The sequence below is a fragment of the uncultured Tateyamaria sp. genome, from assembly GCF_947487805.1.
GTDB lineage: Bacteria > Pseudomonadota > Alphaproteobacteria > Rhodobacterales > Rhodobacteraceae > Tateyamaria.
Genome location: NZ_CANKXW010000002.1, coordinates 117565 through 140350, shown reverse-complemented (window position 1 = coordinate 140350; position 22786 = coordinate 117565). Strand labels below are relative to the sequence as shown.

At 60.5% G+C, this 22786-nt stretch carries 17 protein-coding genes and 1 tRNA gene; 7 read left to right on the top strand and 11 right to left on the bottom strand.

Annotation, left to right across the window (positions count from 1 at the left end; translation table 11 throughout):
* Window positions 1-206: 206 nt before the first annotated feature.
* Window positions 207-3692, bottom strand: coding sequence for a tubulin-like doman-containing protein (locus tag Q0949_RS06320; RefSeq protein WP_299369788.1), 3486 nt, complete (start codon window positions 3690-3692; stop codon window positions 207-209).
* Between the two features lie 221 nt (window positions 3693-3913).
* Here Q0949_RS06320 and Q0949_RS06315 point away from each other — a divergent pair, with 221 nt between their 5' ends.
* Together Q0949_RS06315 and Q0949_RS06310 are read left to right on the top strand one after the other, a co-directional pair.
* Complete coding sequence (locus Q0949_RS06315) at window positions 3914-5128, top strand: hypothetical protein (protein WP_299369786.1); 1215 nt, start codon at window positions 3914-3916, stop codon at window positions 5126-5128.
* A gap of 32 nt (window positions 5129-5160) precedes the next feature.
* Window positions 5161-6879, top strand: a complete 1719-nt coding sequence (locus Q0949_RS06310) for a hypothetical protein (RefSeq protein WP_299369784.1) — start codon at window positions 5161-5163, stop codon at window positions 6877-6879.
* 55 nt (window positions 6880-6934) lie between these two features.
* On the opposite strand, the gene Q0949_RS06305 is transcribed toward Q0949_RS06310, so the two are convergent.
* The 3 genes from Q0949_RS06305 to Q0949_RS06295 form a co-directional block, all read right to left on the bottom strand.
* Window positions 6935-7011, bottom strand: a tRNA-Arg gene (locus Q0949_RS06305).
* Window positions 7012-7091: 80 nt separating this feature from the next.
* A complete protein-coding gene (locus Q0949_RS06300; protein ID WP_299369782.1) occupies window positions 7092-9050 on the bottom strand; it encodes a bifunctional 2',3'-cyclic-nucleotide 2'-phosphodiesterase/3'-nucleotidase in 1959 nt (652 codons plus the stop codon).
* A gap of 166 nt (window positions 9051-9216) precedes the next feature.
* Complete coding sequence (locus Q0949_RS06295; protein ID WP_299369780.1) at window positions 9217-9786, bottom strand: DUF882 domain-containing protein; 570 nt, start codon at window positions 9784-9786, stop codon at window positions 9217-9219.
* 323 nt (window positions 9787-10109) lie between these two features.
* Between Q0949_RS06295 and Q0949_RS06290 the strand changes: the two genes are divergently transcribed.
* From Q0949_RS06290 to Q0949_RS06275, 4 genes are read left to right on the top strand one after another with little or no spacing between them, the layout of a single operon-like run.
* A complete protein-coding gene (locus tag Q0949_RS06290) occupies window positions 10110-11717 on the top strand; it encodes a L,D-transpeptidase family protein (RefSeq protein ID WP_299369778.1) in 1608 nt (535 codons plus the stop codon).
* Between the two features lie 30 nt (window positions 11718-11747).
* Window positions 11748-12839 carry a UDP-3-O-(3-hydroxymyristoyl)glucosamine N-acyltransferase gene (gene lpxD / locus Q0949_RS06285; protein WP_299369776.1) on the top strand — a complete coding sequence of 364 codons (1092 nt, stop codon included), beginning with the start codon at window positions 11748-11750 and terminating at the stop codon, window positions 12837-12839.
* A gap of 42 nt (window positions 12840-12881) precedes the next feature.
* Window positions 12882-13142, top strand: coding sequence for an acyl carrier protein (locus Q0949_RS06280; RefSeq protein WP_299369774.1), 261 nt, complete (start codon window positions 12882-12884; stop codon window positions 13140-13142).
* Window positions 13142-14350, top strand: coding sequence for a beta-ketoacyl-[acyl-carrier-protein] synthase family protein (locus Q0949_RS06275; RefSeq protein ID WP_299369772.1), 1209 nt, complete (start codon window positions 13142-13144; stop codon window positions 14348-14350). The genes Q0949_RS06280 and Q0949_RS06275 overlap by 1 nt, the downstream gene beginning before the upstream one ends.
* Window positions 14351-14405: 55 nt before the next feature.
* On the opposite strand, the gene Q0949_RS06270 is transcribed toward Q0949_RS06275, so the two are convergent.
* Entirely contained in the window at window positions 14406-15005 is a 600-nt protein-coding gene (locus tag Q0949_RS06270; RefSeq protein WP_299369770.1) for an invasion associated locus B family protein, read from the bottom strand.
* A 430-nt stretch (window positions 15006-15435) separates the two neighbouring features.
* On the opposite strand from Q0949_RS06270, the gene Q0949_RS06265 reads away from it, so the two are divergent.
* Window positions 15436-16977, top strand: coding sequence for a helicase HerA-like domain-containing protein (locus Q0949_RS06265; RefSeq protein ID WP_299369768.1), 1542 nt, complete (start codon window positions 15436-15438; stop codon window positions 16975-16977).
* Window positions 16978-17059: 82 nt separating this feature from the next.
* Here Q0949_RS06265 and Q0949_RS06260 read toward each other — a convergent pair whose 3' ends face one another.
* The 6 genes from Q0949_RS06260 to Q0949_RS06235 all read right to left on the bottom strand — a co-directional run bounded on the left by Q0949_RS06260 (window position 17060) and on the right by Q0949_RS06235 (window position 22745).
* Complete coding sequence (locus Q0949_RS06260; RefSeq protein ID WP_299369766.1) at window positions 17060-18364, bottom strand: branched-chain amino acid ABC transporter permease; 1305 nt, start codon at window positions 18362-18364, stop codon at window positions 17060-17062.
* On the bottom strand, window positions 18361-19371 hold the full coding sequence (locus Q0949_RS06255; RefSeq protein ID WP_299369764.1) for a branched-chain amino acid ABC transporter permease: 1011 nt from the start codon (window positions 19369-19371) through the stop codon (window positions 18361-18363). Before Q0949_RS06255 ends, Q0949_RS06260 begins: the two co-directional genes overlap by 4 nt.
* Complete coding sequence (locus Q0949_RS06250) at window positions 19371-19754, bottom strand: hypothetical protein (RefSeq protein ID WP_299369762.1); 384 nt, start codon at window positions 19752-19754, stop codon at window positions 19371-19373. Before Q0949_RS06250 ends, Q0949_RS06255 begins: the two co-directional genes overlap by 1 nt.
* A 2-nt stretch (window positions 19755-19756) precedes the next feature.
* Window positions 19757-20581, bottom strand: coding sequence for an ABC transporter ATP-binding protein (locus Q0949_RS06245; RefSeq protein WP_299370817.1), 825 nt, complete (start codon window positions 20579-20581; stop codon window positions 19757-19759).
* 93 nt (window positions 20582-20674) lie between these two features.
* A complete protein-coding gene (locus Q0949_RS06240; RefSeq protein WP_299369760.1) occupies window positions 20675-21457 on the bottom strand; it encodes an ABC transporter ATP-binding protein in 783 nt (260 codons plus the stop codon).
* Window positions 21458-21545: 88 nt separating this feature from the next.
* A complete protein-coding gene (locus tag Q0949_RS06235; protein ID WP_299369758.1) occupies window positions 21546-22745 on the bottom strand; it encodes an ABC transporter substrate-binding protein in 1200 nt (399 codons plus the stop codon).
* Window positions 22746-22786: the final 41 nt, after the last annotated feature.

The window sequence follows — 22786 nt, the reverse complement described above, 5'->3', positions numbered from 1 at the left end:
CCGATCACCGTTTGGTAGTTTCGCGCGCTTGGTCCGCCATCGTCTCCGGGCAGGGGGACGACGTCAAAAATATCCACCCCAGTGTCCAACGGATACAGGTCCAGCCCGTGGCACCACAGCAAATCGCGAAAGGGCCAACCGTCGTCGCCGTTTATGACAATGGTCCTGGTGGAAATCTCACTCATCAAATTGGGTTATCCCACGCGCTATTGCGCAAAAACGTCATCGTAAGCCTGGGCAATCAAACGCTCGACGATCTGAATATGAACGGGCTCGAATTCCTCCTCACGCAGGAACGCCATCAAATCCTGACGCGCCTTGTCGACGCATTCCTGTTTGGCGATCCGGCGACCACGGTTGGTCATGCCGGTTTCCTGCGCATCCACGAGTTCGGAAATCAGACCAATCCACGCCTTGAAGCTGTCACGCACGGCCGCGTCACGGTCGTCCGCCGTGTCGTTACGGACCGTGGCAGGCATGGCCAGATGCATAAGGCCCTCGGGATCGGTGAGGCTCTTGAATGACGGATGTGCCTGCAACCCGGAATTGGACCCTGACTTGACCTTCTCCCAGAAGGCAACGGCCCCGCCGACATAGGGCATATTCGCCGCAAAGCTTTGGTACACGGTCCATGGATCATGGCTTTGTGCCAGCTCCTCGTCAAACGAGTTCGGCAGACCGAAACCGACGGTCGAGAATTGCGCGACCGGGACGCCGCCGTCACGGTATAGCTTGATGAGATCGTGAAGGCGGGCAATCGCATAGCCGCGCGCAACATCCACCTGCATCTTGCCTTCCAGTTCCCGGTGGATTTCCGGCAAGGCGCCGGGCATGTGCCAGCTTTTGTCGAGATGGGGCGTGATTTCCGCACCCGCACCCGAAGATCGCTTGGGATCAAGCATCCGGTCGACCAGTTCCTGATAGGCTTGGGACAGCCGCCCTTCGGTCTGGGCATGCACCGACGATGCATTGGCGCTGTCTGCCATGGCCAGCTTGGACAGATGCGGCAATTCCACATTCACCCGCAGGTTCACACAGATCAGCTCGTACCGGGAAAAGTTCGGTTCAACGATAGGACGATCGCCGTCCTGCGAATTGAACATCTCGCTAAACAACGCTTCATCGTTCAGCGCGTCTTCACAGGCGGGGTGCAACGTCCAGAACTTGATCGGTGTCCCGTCTGAATCAGGGCGCGACAGTGCCAGATAAGGCTGTGATTGTTTTGCCGCGCGGTCCACAATTGCCTTGAGCCGATCCTCAACAGACGCCGGGCGTGGTGGGTCCTCGTTACGCTCCTCTGCCAGCCGGATCGCTTCGGCATCTTCCACGGCGCATTGCGCCCGAATGGCATCGATGACCGTCATCTCGAATGCTGACCGGAAATCCGTATCCACGGTCTTTTGCCCGAACCCTTCAACAATTTCCCGCCGGAAAAGTGCGTTGATCTGACTGAAATCGCTTTGTTTCCGATCAACCCGGTCCGAACGGTGCTTGTCATATACGGAACGCACAAGCTGCATGTTCACGCCGTCATCAAGCTTGAGCCCCATGGCGTTCTGGCTCAGCTTTTGCCACGCATCTTCCTTGCAGGCGCGGTTGGCGTAGACATAGGCGTCGCCCGAAAATCCGGTGCTCGGATCATAGGGCTTGAGCTCTTTTTCGACATCGTTTTCGAGGGATAAGATGATGTCCTGAATTTCCGTGAACAACCCTTCGAACACGCGGATCAAGGCGGCAATCTCCGCATCGGCCTGATCCAGCATCTTTGCTTCGATACTGATGTCGACATAGTTTCGCATCGACGTCAGGGAGGCGTTGAAATACTCGACATAGTCCTGGGCAAAGGCCTTGCGCTTGCGTCCGGTCAGCTTGTTGAGAACCGATCCGCCTTCATCCGCCTTGGTCGCGTGGTCGCTTACGCGCGGCGCGCCTCGGGATGTGGGGCGGTTGTTGGTGGCAGAGATCTCTTCCTCTTCGCGGAACATGTTGGCGATGCGGAACAGCTTGAGGCGCTGCGCGCGCGGGTCGAGTTTCGCTCGGCGCTCCGCGATCTCCTTTTGCACCAGATAGAGGAACGCACGCACGCCGACAGGATGCGGCGCGTTTTCCACGATATAGCTTTGCACATGGTGCGCTGCCCACTCGCCGGGTCCGACGCCATCTGCCGTGATTTGCGTGTTGATGAAATAATCCTCTGGCCGCTTCTGCAATGCGGCGTCAACGACGCGGAAGTCGCTGTCGAGGTCTGCTTCTTGCCGACGCACGGTATCGACCAGGCTGTCGCTTTCCAGCAGCGCGCTTTCATCCATGGATGCACGCGACTTGACTTGCGCGGTGTCGCCCTCGCTCCAGAATTGCCGCGATATGTAGTCGGTCAACGCATCAAGGTAGGCAATGTGGCGTGGCTTGATCTTGCGCTCGCGCGTCATCTCGTCCTCGACCTCGGGGAAGAGGTAGTCATAATTCTCGCGGAAGAATGGGATTCTGGGTTCTTCCTGGGCCAGTTGCGACAGGCCGCGAATGAAGGACTCGGATTGTTTCGGTTCTTCGGCGGCTGTCTGACCTGCGGCCTGCTCGCGTTTAAAACGCGCGACCTGACTGCGATAGGCATTGTCGAGCCGCATCCAGTCGCCCTTGAGGTTCTCGATAACCAATTTGCGTCCAAGGAAACGCCGCATACTGTCGCGCGGATAGTTCACCGCGGACACGCCGATCCCGGAATACAGGTTCGTGCTGCCATTTGCGACTGCGCCGATCTGTTGGCGCACATCGTTGATCGTGACAGACCCATAGCTTGCGCCGAGTGGCGAGAACACCAAGAGGTAGCCGGACCGCGCCGCCATGCGCAGATACGCGTTGAGGTTGCGGCCCATCGATCCGCCTTCGGAGTTCTCGTAGTCCAGCAAGGTGACCGCCTCGAAGGGCGAATTGCCGTCCTTGAGGTCATGGCCGGGCAGGTATTCGAACGAAAAATTCGCCTTGCGTTGCGGCAGTTGCGCCCGAACGTTGATCGCGTTCAGTTCCTTGAGCGCGGCATAGCCATTGGCCAAAACGTTGGGCACCTGCGTGCGCGGCAACGCGCCACTGCGCGCATAGACATCGGGCAGTAGGAACACGCCGCGCACCGTCGCATGAACGGATCGGTTGCGGGCCGCCTGTTTCAACGCCAGTGCCACCTGAGTGAAGGATCCAGAGCCGGTCGCACCTGCGAGCGATCCCAGCATCAGCACGTGCACTGCGCCGCCGAACCGCTGATCATCATCATGCGTCGTCAGTGACCCGAGGATATCCTCCATGCGCGATAAAAGGTTGTCATTGACGAAACTGTCATGCAGCGCCATCCGGGTCAGGATCCTGATTTGGCCTGCACCCTCAATCAGAGATTTGCCCAGAACCACTTGGGACATTTCGGGATCATTTCGGCTGTAACACCAATCCGTCTCAATAGACGGATTACGTTCCAGAATTCGATACACGGTTTCCGGTTTTGAAAACTGATATTGCGAGCGATCAGTCAGGTTTTTCAATTTGCCCAGATCATTTGCATCCGTGTCCAAAACAAGAATGCGGATCCAGTTGCCCAATGACGCATCAGCAGCAAGCGCCTGCTCCATGATCTGTTCTGCGATGATGGATCCCGTGCCGCCAACGCCGACAAGCAGAGTTGGACGAAAATTGTTGTCAGTCGCCATAAAGAATCCCTCACTCCGATGCCCAACTCCCCTTGAGGAAGCAATATTGACGAAAATTTGACAAGTCCTGATCCCAAAAACTTTGGTTCCTGCCGCCGATCTTAGACAAGATTGGCAATCTCTTTGTTGCGCCGTTTGAAATCTTGCATGCTTAAACAGAACTTGGCACGGTGCAGAGAATCTATCTGGGTATAGCAATGTTGGTTTTATTGAGAGCGTCTTTGCGTGCAGTTTTTGTGGCGTGCGCCGTTCTTTGGTCTGCCAGTATTGCAGTTGCACAACCGCGAAACCTCGATTTACGGATTGTTTTTATCGACACCGGGCATTTCGCCGAGATCCAGCCGATCCAGGCCCGGCAGGACGCCATCAGCGCGATGGTCGACAGCCTTGCAAAAATCGAAAGCGAGGAACCTGCGCGGGAAACCGTGCTTCTTTATGAGCGGCGGTCCAGCGTCGAGGTATATCCGGGCGTGGACACCAGCCGCGATCTTTCCCGCCAGAGCGTTTTCAAGGACCTGCTTGATCAGGTGCGCACCGGGGCCGGGCAGGCAAGCGCCGGGTTCGAGTTGGTCGACCTGCGCGACCGGTTTCACGATGTGATCAATAACACCGGCATGGTGCAAGGCCGGGGCATTTGGCCCTTCAACAGGAAGCAACCCGTGCCCAAGCGGGTGGCTTTGCATGTCTTTGCCCAGGACTGGGTGACCGAAAACGAAGACTCCGCGGGTCGGGTGGTCGAAACGGAGCGGCCGGCCATTTGCGTACATGAGGGGCGCAATGCGCAGAAACTGCTCCCGGGCTATGTCGATCTGGAGTTCTTTTTTCTGCCTCCACTGGGTGGTCTGGCACCGACGGACGCGGGTATGTCGGCGTTGTCTACCGTGGTTACCGGCAGTCCGGATCGGCGTTCCAACGTTCTGACGCGTGGCGTCGCCATGCCGGAATGTCCCTTTGGCGACAGCATCGTGATGGTGCCATTTGGCAGCGCCGGTTTGAACGGCAGTACGGCGGTTTGCGACGTACCGGGGGCCTTGGCCCATCGCAGCCGCGTGACAGCATGCCGAAATCTGCCTCAGTTCGCCGGTGTTGCCAGCCATCTGGACACGACGCCGGTTCACCTTGTGGCCGATCCCAAGGCGCCCGCGCTACGCGATCTGCTTTTGTCCGGTCCGGCGCGTCTGCCCGGTATGGATGTGGTCGCCCATATTGGTTCATTCGCTCTGGCACCGGGCGCGACTCCGACGCCACACCGACAAGCGCCTGCGCGATATGCCGCGCGGCTGGAGCTGCAATCGCAGGCCGGGTGCAGGCCAGGCGGTGCTTTTGACATGAAGCTCAGCGATCCCTCTTCGCCACGGGACGCGCTGATTGTGTCTGTGTCGCGCCACTATTGCCAATCGGCGTCGCTGCCGCTCGCTGAACTGGATCTGCGCTGATGACCCGTTTCTGGAAAAGACTCCTTCCGTCCATGGCGCTCGCAACCATGGTTGCGAGCCCGCAAGCCATCGCAGCACAGAGCCAACGCTTGGACGCACGGGTCGTGATCCTCGACGCGTCCGGCAGCATGCGGCGCAACAGCTATCCTCAGAACGAAGGCAGCCGCTGGAACGAAGCGATGGCGCTCGCGGAGGAGTATTTTGACCAACTCGAAGACCTTGGTGATACCGTTCCAACCGAGGTTCTGATTTTCGGTGCGGAGACAAACTTTGTCGAGACGCTGCGCCGCGAGCAACGCAAGCCTGCCGCGCAACGCGAGTTCAACAATTCCGCCGAGTACCCGCAAACCGGCCCTCTGTGCAAAGACATCAAGTCGGTTACAGGTGGTTTTGCCGCTCCGACATCCGGGACGTTTGATAGACTCAAGTCTTACATATCCGGACTGCCCAATGGCACGCCCGGTGGCGGCATGACCCCGCAGGGCTCGGCGATCAACATGGCTTTGGAATCCATTATTGCCGAACACGGCAAGGGCGGACGCTATCAGATTGCCGCATTTTCTGACTTCGAAGACATCAACTGCGCGCCACCGGACCAAACCGTCTGCGAACAGATACTGCCCAACCTGAACTTTCTTGCGGATGCCGGGGGCAGTGTTGAAATCAGGATCCTGGAAATCCCCAGCTCCAATCTTGTTTTCGATGTCCTCGATTGTGTCCCGGCCAAGACGGACAGTCACGATCCGGGCGGCGATACGCCACAAAAAACGATCAAGGATTTTCTCGACACCGTGTCCGTCACGGCCAAGGTGACCAGCACGACGCCTGATCTTTTGAACGCAGGCACAATTGACCTGATCGGCATGACCTTCCAGGCCTATCCCGCAAATTCTCGCACGCTCGCTTCCGGAGGCCCGGCACAAAGCAGCCTGCCGCTATCGAAAGGCGTTTATGACTTTGTCCTGACGGATGGACAGAACACATGGCGGACGAAACGCGATGTACAGACCGACGCTGACATCGTGTTTTCCATCGAGGCGGGCCGAATAGAACTGACCGCGACGGCCAACGGGCAGCCGCTGAACCAGTTGGACGCGCTGGAGATCATCGATGCCAGTGGCCGCAACCTGTTGCCGGGAGGGGCGGCACAGCTGAACCGCGATTTTGTGCTGATGGCAGGCACTTATACCGTAAAAGGCAGCGCCCGCGGAGTGACGCAAACGGTCCCGGTCAACGTGCGCTTTGACGACACCACAACTGCGGCGCTGGACTTCTCTCGCGCGGCGGCGGGAACGACGCCCCGTTCGGTCGCTATCGAACTTGACGTGCGTCAGCCGACATTGGATTTGCTGCCCTACAGCCCGTCTGTCGTGCTCGTGGATTCCTCTGGCGTCACCAAACCACTCACCCAGCGACAAAGCGCGGTCAGTCTGGACCCCGGCAACTACGGTATCACGGTCGAAGGCGCGCGGCGGCATATCCTGTCCTTTGTCGTGCCCAGCGGTGTGCAGCCTGTGGATGTTCGCGTCGTGGTGACGCCCGGCTGGTTCGAGGCACAAGCACCTGTAGCGGGCGGCTCGTTCGAATTGCAGGATGCGTCGGGCAGGGCACTCGCCGCTCTGACCGGGGATGCCGTGCGCCAGTCGATTTCGGACGGGTCATATATCCTTGTGCACATTGGTCCAGACGGCCAACGCCGCGAGGCGCGCATGGAAATCACAACGGGCGACTTCACCGAGGTCCGTTTCTGAACTTGCCGCCAGGATACCGTGCGGATCATGCGTCGTTGCCGAAAACAAAGAAGAATGGCGGACCCTAGAGGATTCGAACCTCTGGCCTCTGCCTTCGGAGGGCAGCGCTCTATCCAGCTGAGCTAAGGGTCCACTGGGGCGCGGTATAGCTGTGCCATCCGCGCCCTGCAATTGGAAAACGCAAGGCGCGCGTCACCCGCGCCTCCGCTTGATCAGAGCGAGATACGGAACTGGGCGAACCCGTCCGGACCGTCACCTGCCGGTTCAATCTCGACCCCTTTGACATCGTCGATGTAATCGGCGGCCTTTGGCCCGGTTTCAAACAGCACCGACGTGCCGGGCAGGGGGGCAAAGGACCAATTGGCGTCGGCGCGCGGGCTGATCGTGCCTTGATCCACGATGTAGCGGACAATCACGTCGCGGTTGGTGTCTGGCGCCTCAAACACGATGCTGTCGCCCTTGGCCCCGGGGAAGTTGCCGCCGCCACCCGCACGGTAGTTGTTGGTGGCGATGATGAACTTGGCCGCAGGATCAAGCGGTGCCCCGTTGTGTTGCAGGTTCACGATCCGGTTGGCATCCGCATTGATCAGGTTGCCCTTGGGATCGAACTTGGACGGCTGGCTGAGGTCGATCTGGTAAGTTACCCCGTCCATCACATCAAAGTTGTAGGACGGGAAGTCGGGGTTGAGCAGCGGTTGATCCGTGCCGCCCGGTGCCACCTGATTGAACATGCCGGCAGAGCGTTCCAGCCAATCCTTGACCTCGGCCCCCGTGACCAGCACAGCGCGCGCGGTATTGGGGTAAAGGTAGAGGTCGGAGACGTTCTTGATCGCCACATCGCCTTTGGGCACGTCCGTGAAGTATTCAGGTCCGCCACGTCCGCCTGCCTTGAAGGGTGCGGCTGCAGATAAGATAGGAAGTCCTTCGTATTCAGTGCCTTGCATCATGTCCTTGATGTACCAGCTTTGGGCAATCGACACGATCTGGACCGATGGATCATCCGCAACCAGCGCGAAATAGCTGTGCAGGGGCGCGTCCGTCTTGCCCACCGCGCGGCGGACATAGGCCAGTGTTGCGTCGTGGTCTGCCTGAACCGAGGCCAGAACCGGGGCCTGGCTTTCGACCAGCGCTGTGATCGAACGGTCCTCGTTGCGTTTAGAGATTGGGCGTGCTTCGGACGTGTGCCCGGCGATGCGCCAGCTGCTGCCGTCGCGTTCCAGCATCAGGTCGATCAGCCCCAGATGCGAGCCCCAGAACCCGCCCATCGCCGCGGGTTTGCCGTGGATCGTACCGGCCGCCACATCAACGGCAGGCATGTCAGCATAGCTGGGCGAGGGGAAGACCTGGTGGTGGTGGCCTGTCAGCACCGCGTCGATCCCGTCGATCGCGGCCAGCGGGACAGAGGCGTTTTCCATCCCGTCGCTGTGATCTGCGGCCCCAATCCCGGAATGGCTGAGCGCGATGATGATGTCCGCACCTTGTTCTTTCATCAGTGGCACCAGTGCCTTGGCCGTGTCGACGATGTCGCGCGCCTGCACGTTGCCTTCAAGGTGGCGGCGGTCCCAGTTCATGATCTGCGGCGGGACAAAGCCGATCAGGCCGACCTTGATCGGGTGTGTGTTGCCGTCGCCGTCGGTGACTGTGCGTTCAAGGATGGTGAAGGGTGGGACAAGCGTTTTATCGGCTGTGGGCGTGCTGCCCTGCTGGGTGGCGACATTGGCGCACACCACGGGGAAATCGGCCCCCGCGAGGGACTTCATCAGGAAATCCAACCCGTAGTTGAATTCGTGGTTGCCCAAGGTGGCTGCATCAAAGCCGACGATGTTCATGGCGGTGATGATGGGGTGGCTGTCGCCCTCCTTCATGCCCCGTTCATAGGCGATGTAGTCGCCCATCGGGTTGCCCTGAAGGAAGTCGCCATTGTCGATCAGCATGGAATTGGTCGCCTCGGCCCGGATGCTTTCGATGATCGAGGCGGTGCGCGCCAGACCGACCGTGTCGCGCGGTTTGTCGGCGTAATAGTCATAGGGAAAGACGTGCACGTGCAGGTCCGTCGTTTCCATGATGCGCAGGTGGGCCTGATTGCTGGCGGCGCGGACACTAAAGGGATGCAGCGCTGCAAAGGTTGCGGTGGTCGCAAGGAACGTGCGGCGCGAGATGAAATGTGTCATGGAATCCCCCGAAGTAAGTGACATCTGCTTTCACGCTAACCGTGTGACATCGCGATGTCACAGCAAGATGTCATGCCCCGCGGATTTCCGCGACTTTTGGCGGTCGGTGAAACAGAAAAAGGCGCCTCTATGGGCGCCCTTCATGCTGGAACCTGTCAGGTGGGGTTCAGCCGCCCCAGCTGCGCACAACGCCGCAATCCATGTGGACAAAATTCGATCCGGAATATTTGCCGACGCCGCCACCGCGACAGGCTTGGGCCGCGCGGGCCATCTGGCTGACCGAACGGGTGGACAGGCGCAGATCAGCGGCCTGACCTTTCATGTGCAGGGAGTTTTTGGCGACACCGCGGCTGCGCGATCGCAGCATTGCGTTCGTCTTGGGACTGCGATAGCCCGACAGTAGCATATAGGGTTCGTCGACTTCCATCAGGTTGTGCGCGGCGGCCATGATGTCCACTGTCCGCAGGTCCATCGACTTGACATCGTTGGTGCGCCAGTCGCGCATGAAGTGGTTCACTTCCTTGACCGCGTCCTTGATGTAGTGCCCTTCGATCCAGTAGATCATGTCGATCCGCTCGCCGGTGCGCCCGGAATACATCCGCAGCCTGCGAATGTCGCCCGATCCGCGCAGAAAACCCGCAGCGTTGGAGTAGGTTGGCGCGGCGACGAGTGTGGTCGCTGCAAATGCACCAAGAAGTGCCCGGCGGGTCATACCCGTTGAGATTTCGTTCGTCATGTAGCTGCGTCGTCCCGTACGTCTGCCTTCCCGTGATGTTACACGGGCTTTGCCATCTCATCCCCAGATGCAACATTTCTATGGCATAGCTTGATTCGTTTACCAAGCGCTGAATCCAGTGCTGAGACGGTCGCAATAGATATAGGCAAATTTTTGCGCAAATTCTGCTCATTGTGGCCAATCTGCGCGGGATCGGTGCCTGCACGCATCAGCCCGCCGTTAGTTTGCCCGTTGATGGCAATGTGAATGGACAGGTTTGCGGCCGGTTTGAGATAAGGTCCCAAGCTGCTGACTGCTGACTGCTGAATTTTGAGAGGTGCGTAATGACTGTGGCAGGTTCCCGTTTCTGGACAATCGCTTTGAGCATGGTGTTGGCCCTGTTCCTTTTGGGGGCACCGAAACCGGCCACCGCTCAGGTCACGGCCTTCAAACAGGCGGTCGCAGAGGCCGCCGCGCGTGACGCGGATATCGCCGCGTTCTACAAGGCAAACGGGTATGACAGCGTCTGGACGGGCCGGTCGGGCCGCGAACGCCAGCGCCGCACGGCGTTGTTCCAAGCCTTGTCGCAGGCCGGCAACCACGGTCTGCCCGTCGCGCGCTATGACGCCGAAGGGCTCAAGGCCAAGCTGAAAGCGGCCCGCACGGCCCGCGACCGCGGCCTTGTCGAGGTCGAGATGAGCCGCACGTTCCTGCAATATTCCCGCGATCTGCAAACAGGGGTACTGGTGCCCAGCCGCGTCGACCGCGCCATCGTGCGACAGGTGCCATATCGCGACCGCACGTCCTATCTCGTGAACTTCGCCAAGTCCTCCCCCGGCGGGTTCTTCAAGGCGCTGGCCCCCAAGACCATGGAATACACCGCGCTGATGAAGGAAAAGCTGCGGATGGAACGCCTGCTGGCCAAAGGTGGCTGGGGCCCCAAGGTGCCTGCAAACGCGCTGAAACCCGGTCAGTCCGGAGCTTCCGTCGTGGCCATGCGCAACCGCTTGATCGCCATGGGTTTTCTTAAGCGCACCAACAGCCAAACCTATGACGCGGCGATGCAATCGGCGGTGCAGCAGTTCCAGCTGGCCCATGGGCTGGTTGCAGATGGTGCCGCAGGCCCGGCCACCATCACCGAGATGAACAAGAGCGTTCAGGCCCGCCTGCAATCGATCATCGTCGCGATGGAGCGTGAACGCTGGGTCAACCAGGAGCGGGGCAAACGCCACGTGCTGGTGAATATCCCCGACTTTACCGCCAAGATCATGGACAGTGGCAAGGTCACGTTCCAGACCCGGTCGGTTGTCGGTGCCAATCAGGACGACCGTCCGACGCCGGAGTTTTCCGACGTGATGGAATTCATGGTTATCAATCCAAGCTGGTACGTGCCACGCTCCATCGTGACCAAGGAATATCTGCCCGCCCTCCAACGCAACCGCAACGCTGTGCGCCACATCGAAATCACCGACAGCCGGGGCCGCGTGGTCAACCGGGGTGCCGTCAATTTCTCGCAATACACGGCCAAGACGTTCCCCTTCGCCATGCGCCAACCGCCCAGCAAGGGTAATGCGCTGGGTCTGGTAAAATTCATGTTCCCCAACGTGCACAACATCTATCTGCACGACACCCCGGCCAAGAACCTCTTTGGTCGCGAAGTCCGCGCCTATAGCCACGGCTGCGTCCGTCTGGCCGATCCGTTCGACTTTGCCTACGCACTGCTCGCAAAACAGGAAAGCAACCCCGAAAGTTACTTCCAGTCGGTGCTGGCCACGGGGCGCGAAACGCGCGTGGATTTGAAATCTCCGGTGCCGGTGCACATTATCTACCGCACGGCGTTCACCACGCCCAAGGGTCACACACAGTACCGCCGTGACGTCTACGGGCGCGATGCCAAGATCTGGAACGCGCTGAACAATGCAGGGGTGGCCCTGCGCGCCGTTCAGGGGTAAAGCCAGCCCCTGAGTTTGAAGGGGATGCCGATGCCGTACACAATTGCCGAGATCGCGACCGCCTTGGAAGCCGAGGCGGTCGGTGACACCGGCCTTGTCATCTCTGGCTTGGCCGAACCGGCGGCGGCGACTGCCGAGACACTGGCGCTTGCTGGCAATCCCAAATACGCTGAGGCGCTGGCCAACGGGTCGGCGCGCGCCGCAATGCTCTGGTCCGGCGCCGACTGGCAGTCCCTTGGGCTGGAGGCCGCGATCCTGCCAGTGCGCCCGCGCTTTGCCATGTCCAGCCTGACCGGCCTCATGGACCCCGGACAGGGTTTCGCGCCCGGAGTCCACGCGTCCGCTGTCATCGATCCCACGGCGGTGCTGGGCGCGAATGTCTATGTAGGCCCCAATGCAGTGGTGGGACCGGGCGCGGTGATTGGCGATGGCTGTATCCTCGGGCCACTGAGCTATGTGGGCAAGGACGCGGTGCTGGGGCCGAACTGCTACCTGCGCGAACATGTCAGCGTCGGGGCCCGTGTGCAGATCGGCGCGCGGTTCATCGCCCAGCCGGGCGCGCGCATCGGCGGCGACGGGTTTTCCTTTGTCACCCCGGAAAAGGGTGCCGTCGAAGAGGTGCGCGAAAGCCTCGGGGACCAGGGTGCCGCGACCGGGCAGCCATGGGTGCGCATCGCCAGCCTTGGCAGCGTGATCATCGGCGACGATGTCGACATCGGTGCCAATACCACCATCGACAGCGGCACAATCCGACCCACCCGCGTCGGTCACCGCGTCAAGATGGATAATTTTGTGCAGGTGGGCCACAACGTCGTCATCGGTGACGATAACCTCTTGTGCGGCAGCGTCGCCGTGGCCGGATCGACCGTGACCGGCAAATTTGTCGTGATGGCGGGGCAGGTCGGCGTGTCCGACAACCTGACCATCGGCAACAACGTAGTCCTGGGGGCCGCGTGCAAGGTGATGAGCTCGGTACGCGATGGCAAGGTGATGCTGGGCTATCCGGCGGTCGAGATGAAGGCCAGCCTCGAAAGCTACAAGAACATCCGCCGCCTCCCGCGGATCCTACGCGACGTCGCGGCGCTGAAGAAATCTGTTTTCAACTCTGATGGCAGTGACTAAATCACTGCTGAGACAGCAGCGTCAGACTTGGGGGAACGCGGGATGGACGTCAGCGACAAGGTCATCGAGATCGTGGCAGAGCAAGCGGTGCTTGAACCATCGGATGTCAGCCTTGACAGCACCTTGGAGGATCTCGGCATCGACAGCCTCGGCCTCGTCGAAAGCATCTTTGCCATCGAAGAAGAGTTCGACATCCAGATCCCCTTCAACGCCAACGAACCTGAGAAAAGCGATTTCGACATCACGAGCGTGCGTACGATCATCGCCGGCATCAACGCGCTGATCGCGGATCAAAAAACCTGATGCACCGCGTTGTCATCACGGGCGCGGGCACGGTCAATGCGCTTGGCCATGACGTGGCCAGCACGCTTGAGGCCATGCGCGAGGGCCACTGCGGTATTGGCGAACTTGATTTTCAGGACGTTGATCGCCTCTCCATCAAGATCGGTGGGCAGGTGCGCGGGTTCGAGGCCGAAGGACGTTATAACCGCCAGCAAATGAGCCTTTATGACCGCTTTACCCAGTTCACGCTGGCAGCGGCCAAAGAGGCAATAACCCAGTCGGGCATAACCTTTGCCGGGGAAACCGCCGCCAAAAGCGGTGTGGTTCTGGGCACAGCCGGGGGCGGGGTCAGCACCTGGGACGCGAACTACCGCTCGGTCTACGAAGAGGGCAAGAACCGGGTCCACCCCTTTGTCGTGCCCAAGCTGATGAACAACGCCGCCGCCAGCCATGTGAGCATGGAGTACAACCTCAAGGGGCCGTCCTTTACCGTCTCAACGGCCTGTGCGTCCTCCAACCACGCGATGGCGCAGGCCTTCCAGATGGTGCGGTCCGGAATGGCGCCTGCGATGCTGACGGGCGGGTCGGAATCGATGCTGTGCTTCGGCGGGGTCAAGGCGTGGGAAGGGTTGCGCGTGATGTCCAAGGACGCATGCCGCCCCTTCAGCGCCAACCGCAATGGCATGGTGCAGGGCGAGGGCGCGGGCGTCTTCGTTTTTGAGGACTACGAACGCGCCCGTGCCCGTGGCGCAGAGATCCTGTGTGAGGTCGTGGGCTTTGCCATGTCCTCGGACGCCGCCGACATCGTGATGCCGTCCAAGAACGGTGCTGCGCGTGCCATGGCCGGGGCGCTGGCCGATGCCGGGATCAACGCGGACGAGGTGGGCTATATCAACGCCCATGGCACCGGGACCGCCGCCAATGACAAGACCGAATGCGCCGCCGTCGCGGATGTATTCGGCCAACACGCTGACCGTCTGATGATCTCGTCCACCAAATCCATGCACGGCCACCTGATCGGCGGCACAGGAGCGGTGGAACTCATGGCCTGTATCATGGCTCTGCGCGACGGGGTTGTGGCGCCCACCATCGGGTACGAGGAACCCGACCCCGAGTGCGCGCTCGACGTCGTGCCGAACGAGGCACGCGATGCGAAGGTCGACGTGGCGCTGTCCAATGCGTTCGCCTTTGGCGGCATGAATGCGGTTCTGGCCCTGCGCAAAATCTGATAAAAAAGGCCGCCCTTCGTGAGAAGAGCGGCCCAATATCGCGGTGTCACTAAGTTCAGTTCTGCGTGACGGTCGTCTTGTCGAATGTCGCGGTAAAGCCCGACAGACCCATGGTCACTTCAACCTTTTGATCAGGTGCAAGGGCCGGCACAATCGTGACCTTCGCCGCGTTGCCACGGCGGAACGCGGCAACCTCGTCAGCGACAAGGCCGACACGGGAATAGCACCCGATAGGGTTGCAGAACGCATAAGGATACCGTCGTGCCGAACCGCCATCCACCTGCATGGTCAGCTGCTGGGGCAGGGAGGTTTCAAGCGGCACGATGATCGTCGCACCGGCCACCGCACGGCCCCCTTCGGGCAGGCGGAACACCGAAATCTCTGCCACTGGCGTTCCATCCGCATCGGACAACAGCTGGTACATCTGGCACGGATCGTTGCCATCTTCGGTCTTGATGCAGCGCAGATCCCAATCGCCATTTGTTTCTGCCGTATAGGTCTCTCCAACCTGGGGGATGCTGGCGTCTTCGCCGAGGCTCAGCTGATCCTCGATCAGCGATCCGGCGGGTGCCTCTTCGGCATCATCGGTGGACTGGGCCAACAGTTGGGTTGGCAGGACCAAAGCGAGGGTCAGGGCAATCAAAGAGGTACGCATATCAGTTCCGCTTTTGTTACAAGTTTTCGCGTTGCTAGCATGCTCCGGCGCTGGTGTCAGGCGCAAAGCGCAAAGATTTGATGCACCGCGCGTCCATGTCCGGCAGGCTTCTGCCCAAACGCAAAAAAGGAGACCGTAAGGTCCCCTTTTTCAAGTATTTTTCTCCCCGTCGGACTGGCCGACTTATTGACGGGACGTTACGAAAGGTGCGGCAAACCGTCAACCGGAAATCGTGCACTTGGCGCAGGTTGTTCGCATTCCCCCCGTGTCCGGGACAAAAAAAGGCCGCGCACAAGGCGCGGCCAGTCTGACAGGGAGGAAGTGTTCCGCGCCAGGAGGACATTTAGGCGGGAACGAAAAACACTATGGCACCCAATCGTTAACTTTGTATGGTCGCTGCGACATGGTGCGTGGACAAAAGGTTAACAGGATGACCGACAATATTTTCATCGGTGGCGGCGGCATCGAATATGCAGAGAAACAGGGCCTCACCCTGAAATATGCAAACCGCCACGGATTGATTGCCGGTGCCACCGGCACAGGCAAGACGGTGACGCTGCAAATCCTTGCCGAAGGGTTCTCCAATGCAGGCGTGCCGGTGTTCCTGTCGGATGTGAAGGGGGATCTCTCCGGCCTCGCCAAATCCGGCAGCCCGGATCACAAACTGCATGTGCCCTTTACCGAACGCGCGGCCAAGATCGGGTTCACGGACTATACCTACCATGCCTGTCCGGTCACCTTCTGGGACATGTTCGGCGCACAGGGCCATCCGGTCCGCACTACCGTGTCTGAAATGGGCCCGCTCCTCCTTGCGCAACTCCTGGAACTGACCGAAGCGCAAGAGGGCATCCTCAACATCGCCTTCCGTCTTGCGGACGAAGAGGGCATGCCGCTTCTCGATCTCAAGGATTTGCAGGCGCTTCTGGTCTGGGTCGGCGAGAACGCCAAGGATCTGAGCCTGCGCTATGGCAACGTCTCCACCCAGTCCATCGGCGCGATCCAGCGCCGCCTGCTGGTGCTCGAAAATCAGGGCGCCAGCCAGCTTTTCGGCGAACCTGCACTTGAGCTGTCGGACCTGATGCGCACGGACGCTGCGGGCAAGGGCATGATCAATATCCTCGCCTCCGACAAGTTGATGGCAGCGCCGAAGCTATATGCCACGTTCCTGCTCTGGCTCCTGTCGGAGCTGTTCGAAGAACTCCCCGAGGTAGGCGATCCGGACAAGCCCAAGCTGGTCTTCTTCTTTGACGAGGCGCACCTGCTCTTTGAGGACGCACCCAAGGCGCTGGTCGACAAGGTCGAACAGGTGGCGCGCCTGATCCGGTCCAAGGGGGTGGGGGTGTACTTCATCACCCAGAACCCGGCCGATGTACCCGAAGACATCCTTGGCCAGCTGGGCAACCGCTTCCAACACGCGCTGCGCGCCTTTACCGCCAAGGACCGCAAGGAATTGCGCATGGCGGCCGAAACCTACCGCGAGAATCCGCGGTTCGAGACCGAGGAGGCCATCCGCGAAGTCGGCGTGGGCGAGGCCGTCACCTCGATGTTGCAGAAAAAGGGCGTGCCGGGGATCGTCGAACGGACCCTGATCCGCCCGCCGTCGTCGCAACTGGGGCCGATCACCGATGCCGAACGTAAGGCGCATCTTCAAAGCTCCGACATGGCGGGCAAATACGATGCGCCCCTGGATCGCAAATCAGCGTTTGAAATCCTCAAGGCGCGGGCGGACAAGGCCGCAGCAGAGGCGGCGGCCTCCGAGGAAAAGGCCGAAGAGCTCGAACCGGTGCTGCGCGAGTTCAACGCGGGCCGCCGGTACTCGGGCACGCGGGTTACGCGATCCACGACCCGGTCGACGCGCAACTCCACCGGCTTTGGCGAGGCGATGACCAAGATGGTGGTCAAGGAACTGACCGGTGTCACGGGCCGCCGCATGGTGCGCGGTATCCTCGGCGGGCTGTTCAAGGGGCGCTAGCCGCACAAGGTGCGCCGTAAAGGCACACCCTACGGCGTCACGCGTAGGGTGCGCGGTCACCGCGCACCTTTAACGACCGATGCTATTTTTCCGGGATCAGACCACGGGGGCTGAACCGCAGCACAAGCAGCAACACCACGCCCATCGTCAACAGCCGCATATGGGCCGCGGACTCCAGCAGATGTTCACGCAGCCAGTACCCTTCGGCCATCCCGGCAGTGATCAGGTTCATCAACCCCAAGCCAAGGGGTTCCACCATCACCCACAGCCACCAGATCAGGAACCCGCCCAGCACTGAGCCGAGGTTGTTGCCCGATCCGCCCACGATCACCATCACCCAGACCAGAAACGTAAAGCGCAGCGGCTGATAGGAGCCGGGCGTCAACTGCCCGTCCAGCGTGGTCATCATGGCCCCCGCGATACCGCAGATGGCCGAGCCCAGCACAAAGATCTGCAAATGCCGCGCGGTCACGTCCTTGCCCATGGCCTCCGCCGCGAACTCGTTGTCGCGGATCGCGCGCATCATGCGGCCCCAGGGGCTGTGCAACGCGCGTTGCGCCAGCACAAAAAGCAGCACAAGAACCACCGCAAAAAGCCCGGCATAGATCAGCTTGACCCACAGCGTCGAGGCCGTCACGGGATCAAGGCCCAGTCCCGCCACCCGTTCGACAAAGCCCGGGTCATTTTGCAGATCGATCTCGTAAGGTGCGGGCCGGGGCAGGCCCACCACGTTCTTGACGCCGCGCGCCAGCCAGTCCTCGTTCTTGAGCACCGCAATGATGATCTCGGCGATCCCCAGCGTGGCGATGGCCAGATAATCTGACCGCAGCCCCAGCGCCGTCTTGCCAATGATCCAAGCGGCCCCCGCAGCCAGCAACCCGCCCACGGGCCAGGCCAGCAGGACGGGCAGGCCCAGACCTCCCAGGTACCCTTCGTTCGCGGGGTTCACCGCCTCGACAGCCTGCACACCGCCGTCGAACACGGCGCGATAGACAAAGAACCCGATGACGAGGATCGCAATCATGCCCACATTCCGCGCGCGCCCCTTGGGCAAGGCGCCATAGGCCAGGATCGCGCCCACGATGGTCGCCGCCCCCAGGATCAGCGACAGCACGACGCGCAGCCCACCGGCAGCCCACGCCTCGCCCACGGGCGGCATGGCGACCAGCACGGTCGCCAGTCCGCCCAATGCGACAAAGCCCATGATGCCCACGTTAAAAAGGCCCGCAAACCCCCATTGCAGGTTCACCCCCAACGCCATGATGGCCGAAATCAGGCCAAAGTTCAGAACAAACAGCGCCGAGTTCCAGCTTTGGACAAATCCGGTGCCGATGATCAGCACGGCAATGAACGCGAAATAAAGGATGTTCCGTGTGGTGTCGCTCATACCGATTTCCCCGCAAACAGGCCCGTGGGCTTGAACAACAGCACGATCAGCAGGATGACAAAGCTGACGGCAAACTTGTAATCCGTGCTCAGCAGCTGCGCCAATCCATCAGGCGCCAACGCCTCGGGCAGCACGTAGTTGGCCACTTTCTTCCACGCATAGGTGATCATCACCTCCGAAAACGCGATGGTGAAACCACCCGCAATGGCGCCCAATGGACTCCCGAGTCCGCCCACGATGGCAGAGGCAAAGATCGGCAGCAGCAGTTGGAAATAGACAAAGGGCTTGAACGACTTGTCGAGGCCGTAGAGCACCCCCGCCACTGTGGCGAGCGCGGCGACGATCAGCCAAGTGACCATCACCACCCGCTCGGGATTGATCCCCGACAGCAGCGCCAGATCCTCGTTGTCGGAATAGGCCCGCATGGACTTGCCCGTGCGCGTCCGGTTGAGGAAATAGAACAGGGCGGCCACGACAATCACGGCCGTAATCACGGTCAGGCCTTGCGTCGTCTTGATCGCCAGCCCTTCCTTCAACCCGGTCAGCGCCTTGAATTCACGCACCGAGATGATGAACCGTTCGCCGTCCGCAAACCGCTGGTCATTGGGCCCGATGATGAACCGCACCAGCCCGTTCATGATGAACATGACGCCCAAGGAGACCATGACAAAGATGATCGGCTTGGCCTTTTGCGTGCGGTAAAACCGGTAGATGCCCCGGTCCGTCGCAAGGATCAGCGCCGCGCAGACCGCAATGCCAAAGGGCAGCGCAAGCAGGGCGGTGGGCAGGGGCCCTGCGCTGATGCCAACGGCCTGAAAGGCCCATGTGATCAGGATGGTCGCCATGGTGCCAAAGGCCATCGTGTCGCCATGGGCAAAGTTCGAAAACCGCAGGATGCCGTAGATCAGCGTAACCCCAAGCGCGCCGAGAGCGAGTTGCGAGCCATAGGCGATGGCCGGGATCAGGACGAAGTTAGAGAGCGCTACTATGGCGTTGAGGAAGTCCATTATTCGATCACCTCGCAGGCACCCAATGTGGAGTACATGGCAAGCTCCCCATGAATTCTGTAGTTTTGAGTTCTCACGCTGCGACCATCAGCATAGACTGTGATGAACATGCCAGCCAAAGGACCGCCAATGTCCGGCATCACGAAATGCCGCGTTCCAGTCACCCCAGCGATTTCGATGGCGCCTGATGTAGTTTCTCTTTCAGCTTGAGCCGGACGGCTAGAAGACGAATAAGCTATTCCATTCGGCAATTCGGGCGCAGAGTCGCGATGATCCAAGCGCGCTTCATGCTCCCAATTACAGAGCAACTCGAACACCCTTGGAAGTGCTGTATCGCTCTGCGCCAAAACAGGTGACGCAGCCAGCAGATATGCAAAGACCATCCTCATCCCCCCAAAAAGCTCTTGCGCACTTCGGGATCGGCCAACAACTCCTTGCCCGTCCCCGTAAATGCGTTCCGCCCCTGCACAAGCACGTATCCCTTGTCGGCAATCTCCAGCGCCTGCCGCGCATTCTGTTCCACCATCAGGATCGGGATACCGGTGCGCGCCACCTCGATGATGCGGTCAAACAGCTCATCCATCACGATGGGGCTGACCCCGGCAGTGGGCTCGTCCAGCATCAGCACCTTGGGCTGGGTCATCAGCGCGCGGCCCACGGCCACCTGTTGGCGCTGCCCGCCCGACAACTCGCCTGCCGCCTGATTGCGCTTTTCCTTCAGGATCGGGAACAGGTCATACACCTGCGCCATCGTGTCCGAGAAATCGTCACGCCGGATGAACGCCCCCATCTCAAGGTTCTCTTCCACGGTCATCGAGGTGAAAATATTGGACGTCTGCGGCACAAACCCCATGCCGCGCGCCACCCGGTCCTGCGGCGACAGGTCCGTGATGTCCTCACCGTCCAGCCGCACAGACCCCTGGCGCACATCCAGCATCCCGAACACCGCCTTCATGGCCGTGGACTTGCCCGCCCCGTTGGGGCCGACAATCACGGCAATCTCACCGGGGTTCACCGCAACGGTACAGTCATGCAGGATGTCAGGCCCCGCGCCATAGCCGCCCGTCATCTTATCGCCAATCAGAAACGCCTCTGACGTTTTCATCGCCGCCTTGGTGCCGGGTGCCGCCTGCAATGTGCCTGCACCTCTGGGATTGGTGACCGAAGCATCCTTGTTGCCGCGGCTCTCTTGATAGGGATTACTCACAATCCATCCCCTGCGTCATCTTGCCAGTTAAACTCCGGGGGTGCGGGGGCAGAGCCCCCGCATCTGTCGGATTGGCGCAGCCAATTCGAAACACCTTCATGCGCCCACCTTGTCCTTGTTCTTGAGGCCCGTGCCCAGATAGGCCTCGATCACCTGCTCGTTGGCTTTGATTTCATCCAGCGTGCCTTCGGCCAAAACACGGCCCTCCGCCATGCAAATGACTGGGTCACAGATCTTGCCGATGAAATCCATGTCGTGCTCAATCACCACAAAGGTGTAGTTGCGCTCTTTGTTCAGGCGCAGGATCGCATCCCCGATGGTGTTGAGCAGCGTGCGGTTCACGCCCGCACCCACCTCGTCCAGAAACACGATCTTGGCGTCGACCATCATCGTGCGGCCCAGCTCCAGCAGCTTCTTCTGCCCACCCGACACTTGGCCCGCCTTGTGGTCGGCAAGATGTTCGATGGTCAGGAACTCCAGCACCTCGTCGGCCTTGGCCGCCAGCGCGCGCTCTTCATCGGCGATGCGCTTGCGCCCGAACCACGTGTTCCACAGTGTCTCGCCCGACTGCGCGCCGGGTACCATCATCAGGTTCTCGCGGCAGCTCATCGACGAAAACTCGTGCGCGATCTGGAAGGTGCGCAACAACCCCTTGTGAAACAGCGTATGTGGCGGCAGCCCGGTGATGTCCTCGCCGTCCATGGTCACGCGCCCCGATGTCGGTGGAAGAACGCCCGCGATTACATTGAAAAGAGTGGTTTTTCCTGCGCCGTTTGGCCCGATCAGACCAGTGATCGACCCCGGCGTGATCGACAGCGATGCGCCATCCACGGCGTGGAAGCCGCCGAAATGTTTGTGAATGTCGTCAACGACGATCATGTGTACCCCGTGCTGTCTTAAAAACAGTCTTCAAGATATTGAAACAGCCCGGGAAATTCCCGGGCTGCTTTGTGGTTTGTCGTGCCGCTCAGCGGTACTTGGCTGTGGTGATCTCACCGCCTTTGATGACGATCTGGCGATAGTTGCCCGCGGATTCACCGGGGCCGATCAGCTCGACAGCTGTCGCGCCGACATAGTCGACATCGCCGCCGTCCTTGATGATCTGCAACGCCTTGGCCAGCTCACCGGGGAAGATCTGCTCGCCCGGTGCGTTTGCGACATCCATGACATGCGCCTTGTAGTCGTTGCTGTCCTTGGACCCAGCGGCCTGCATCGCCAGCATGATCAATGCAGCCGCGTCATAGGATTCAGGCGTAAAGGGCGATGTGGCATCGAACGCGCCGCCGACCATGTCGGAGAACATCGCGGCACCTTCGGAGTTGGTGCCGGGGTGCTGGCCGGTGGAGCCTTCGATTTCGTCACCGAAGTTTTCCTGCAACTTGGCACCGATCATCCCGTCGGGGAAGTGGAACGTGTCGAACGCACCGGAATCCAGCGCCGCGCGCACGATGCCCGAACCGCCCTGGTCCACATAACCCGCCACAACCAGACGGTCGCCACCGGCAGAGGCCAGCGCGCCAACTTCGGCCGAATAGTCGGCCTTGCCGTCTTCGTGGGCCGCGTTGATGGTCACGGTGCCGCCCGCGGCCTCGAATGCCGCCTGGAAGCTGTCGGCCAGACCCTTGCCATAGTCGTTGTTGGTGTAGGTGACGGCGACTTCCTTGATGCCTTCTTCCATCAGCACCTGGGTCATCACGACACCCTGACGCGCATCGGACGGGGCGGTGCGGAAGAACAGGCCGTTGTCTTCGTTGTCATTGTGCGACAAGCCCGGCGAGGTGGCCGAGGGCGACACCATGACGACACCGTTGGCCACGGCCACGTTGTTCAGGATCGCGCCGGTCACGCCGGAGCAGTCGGCACCCATGATGCCGTCAACCTTGTCGGAGGTGACCAAACGCTCGGCGGCTGCGGTGGCCGCACCGGCATCGATGCAGGTCGAATCCGCGCGCACCGACGACACGGTCGCACCGTCCAGCAGCAGGCCGGAGTCGGTGACTTCCTTCATCGCCAGCTCAGCGCCATCCGCCATCGACGGCGTCAGCGATTCAATCGGGCCGGTAAAGCCCAGGATGATGCCGATCTTGACGTCTTTCGCGTGCCCATCCGCATAGGCTGATCCAGCCATCAGTGCCGTTGCGGCGGAGGCCATAAGTAGTTTTTTCATTATTTTATACTCCCTGTGGAATTTTTTCCTGAGCGGAGACT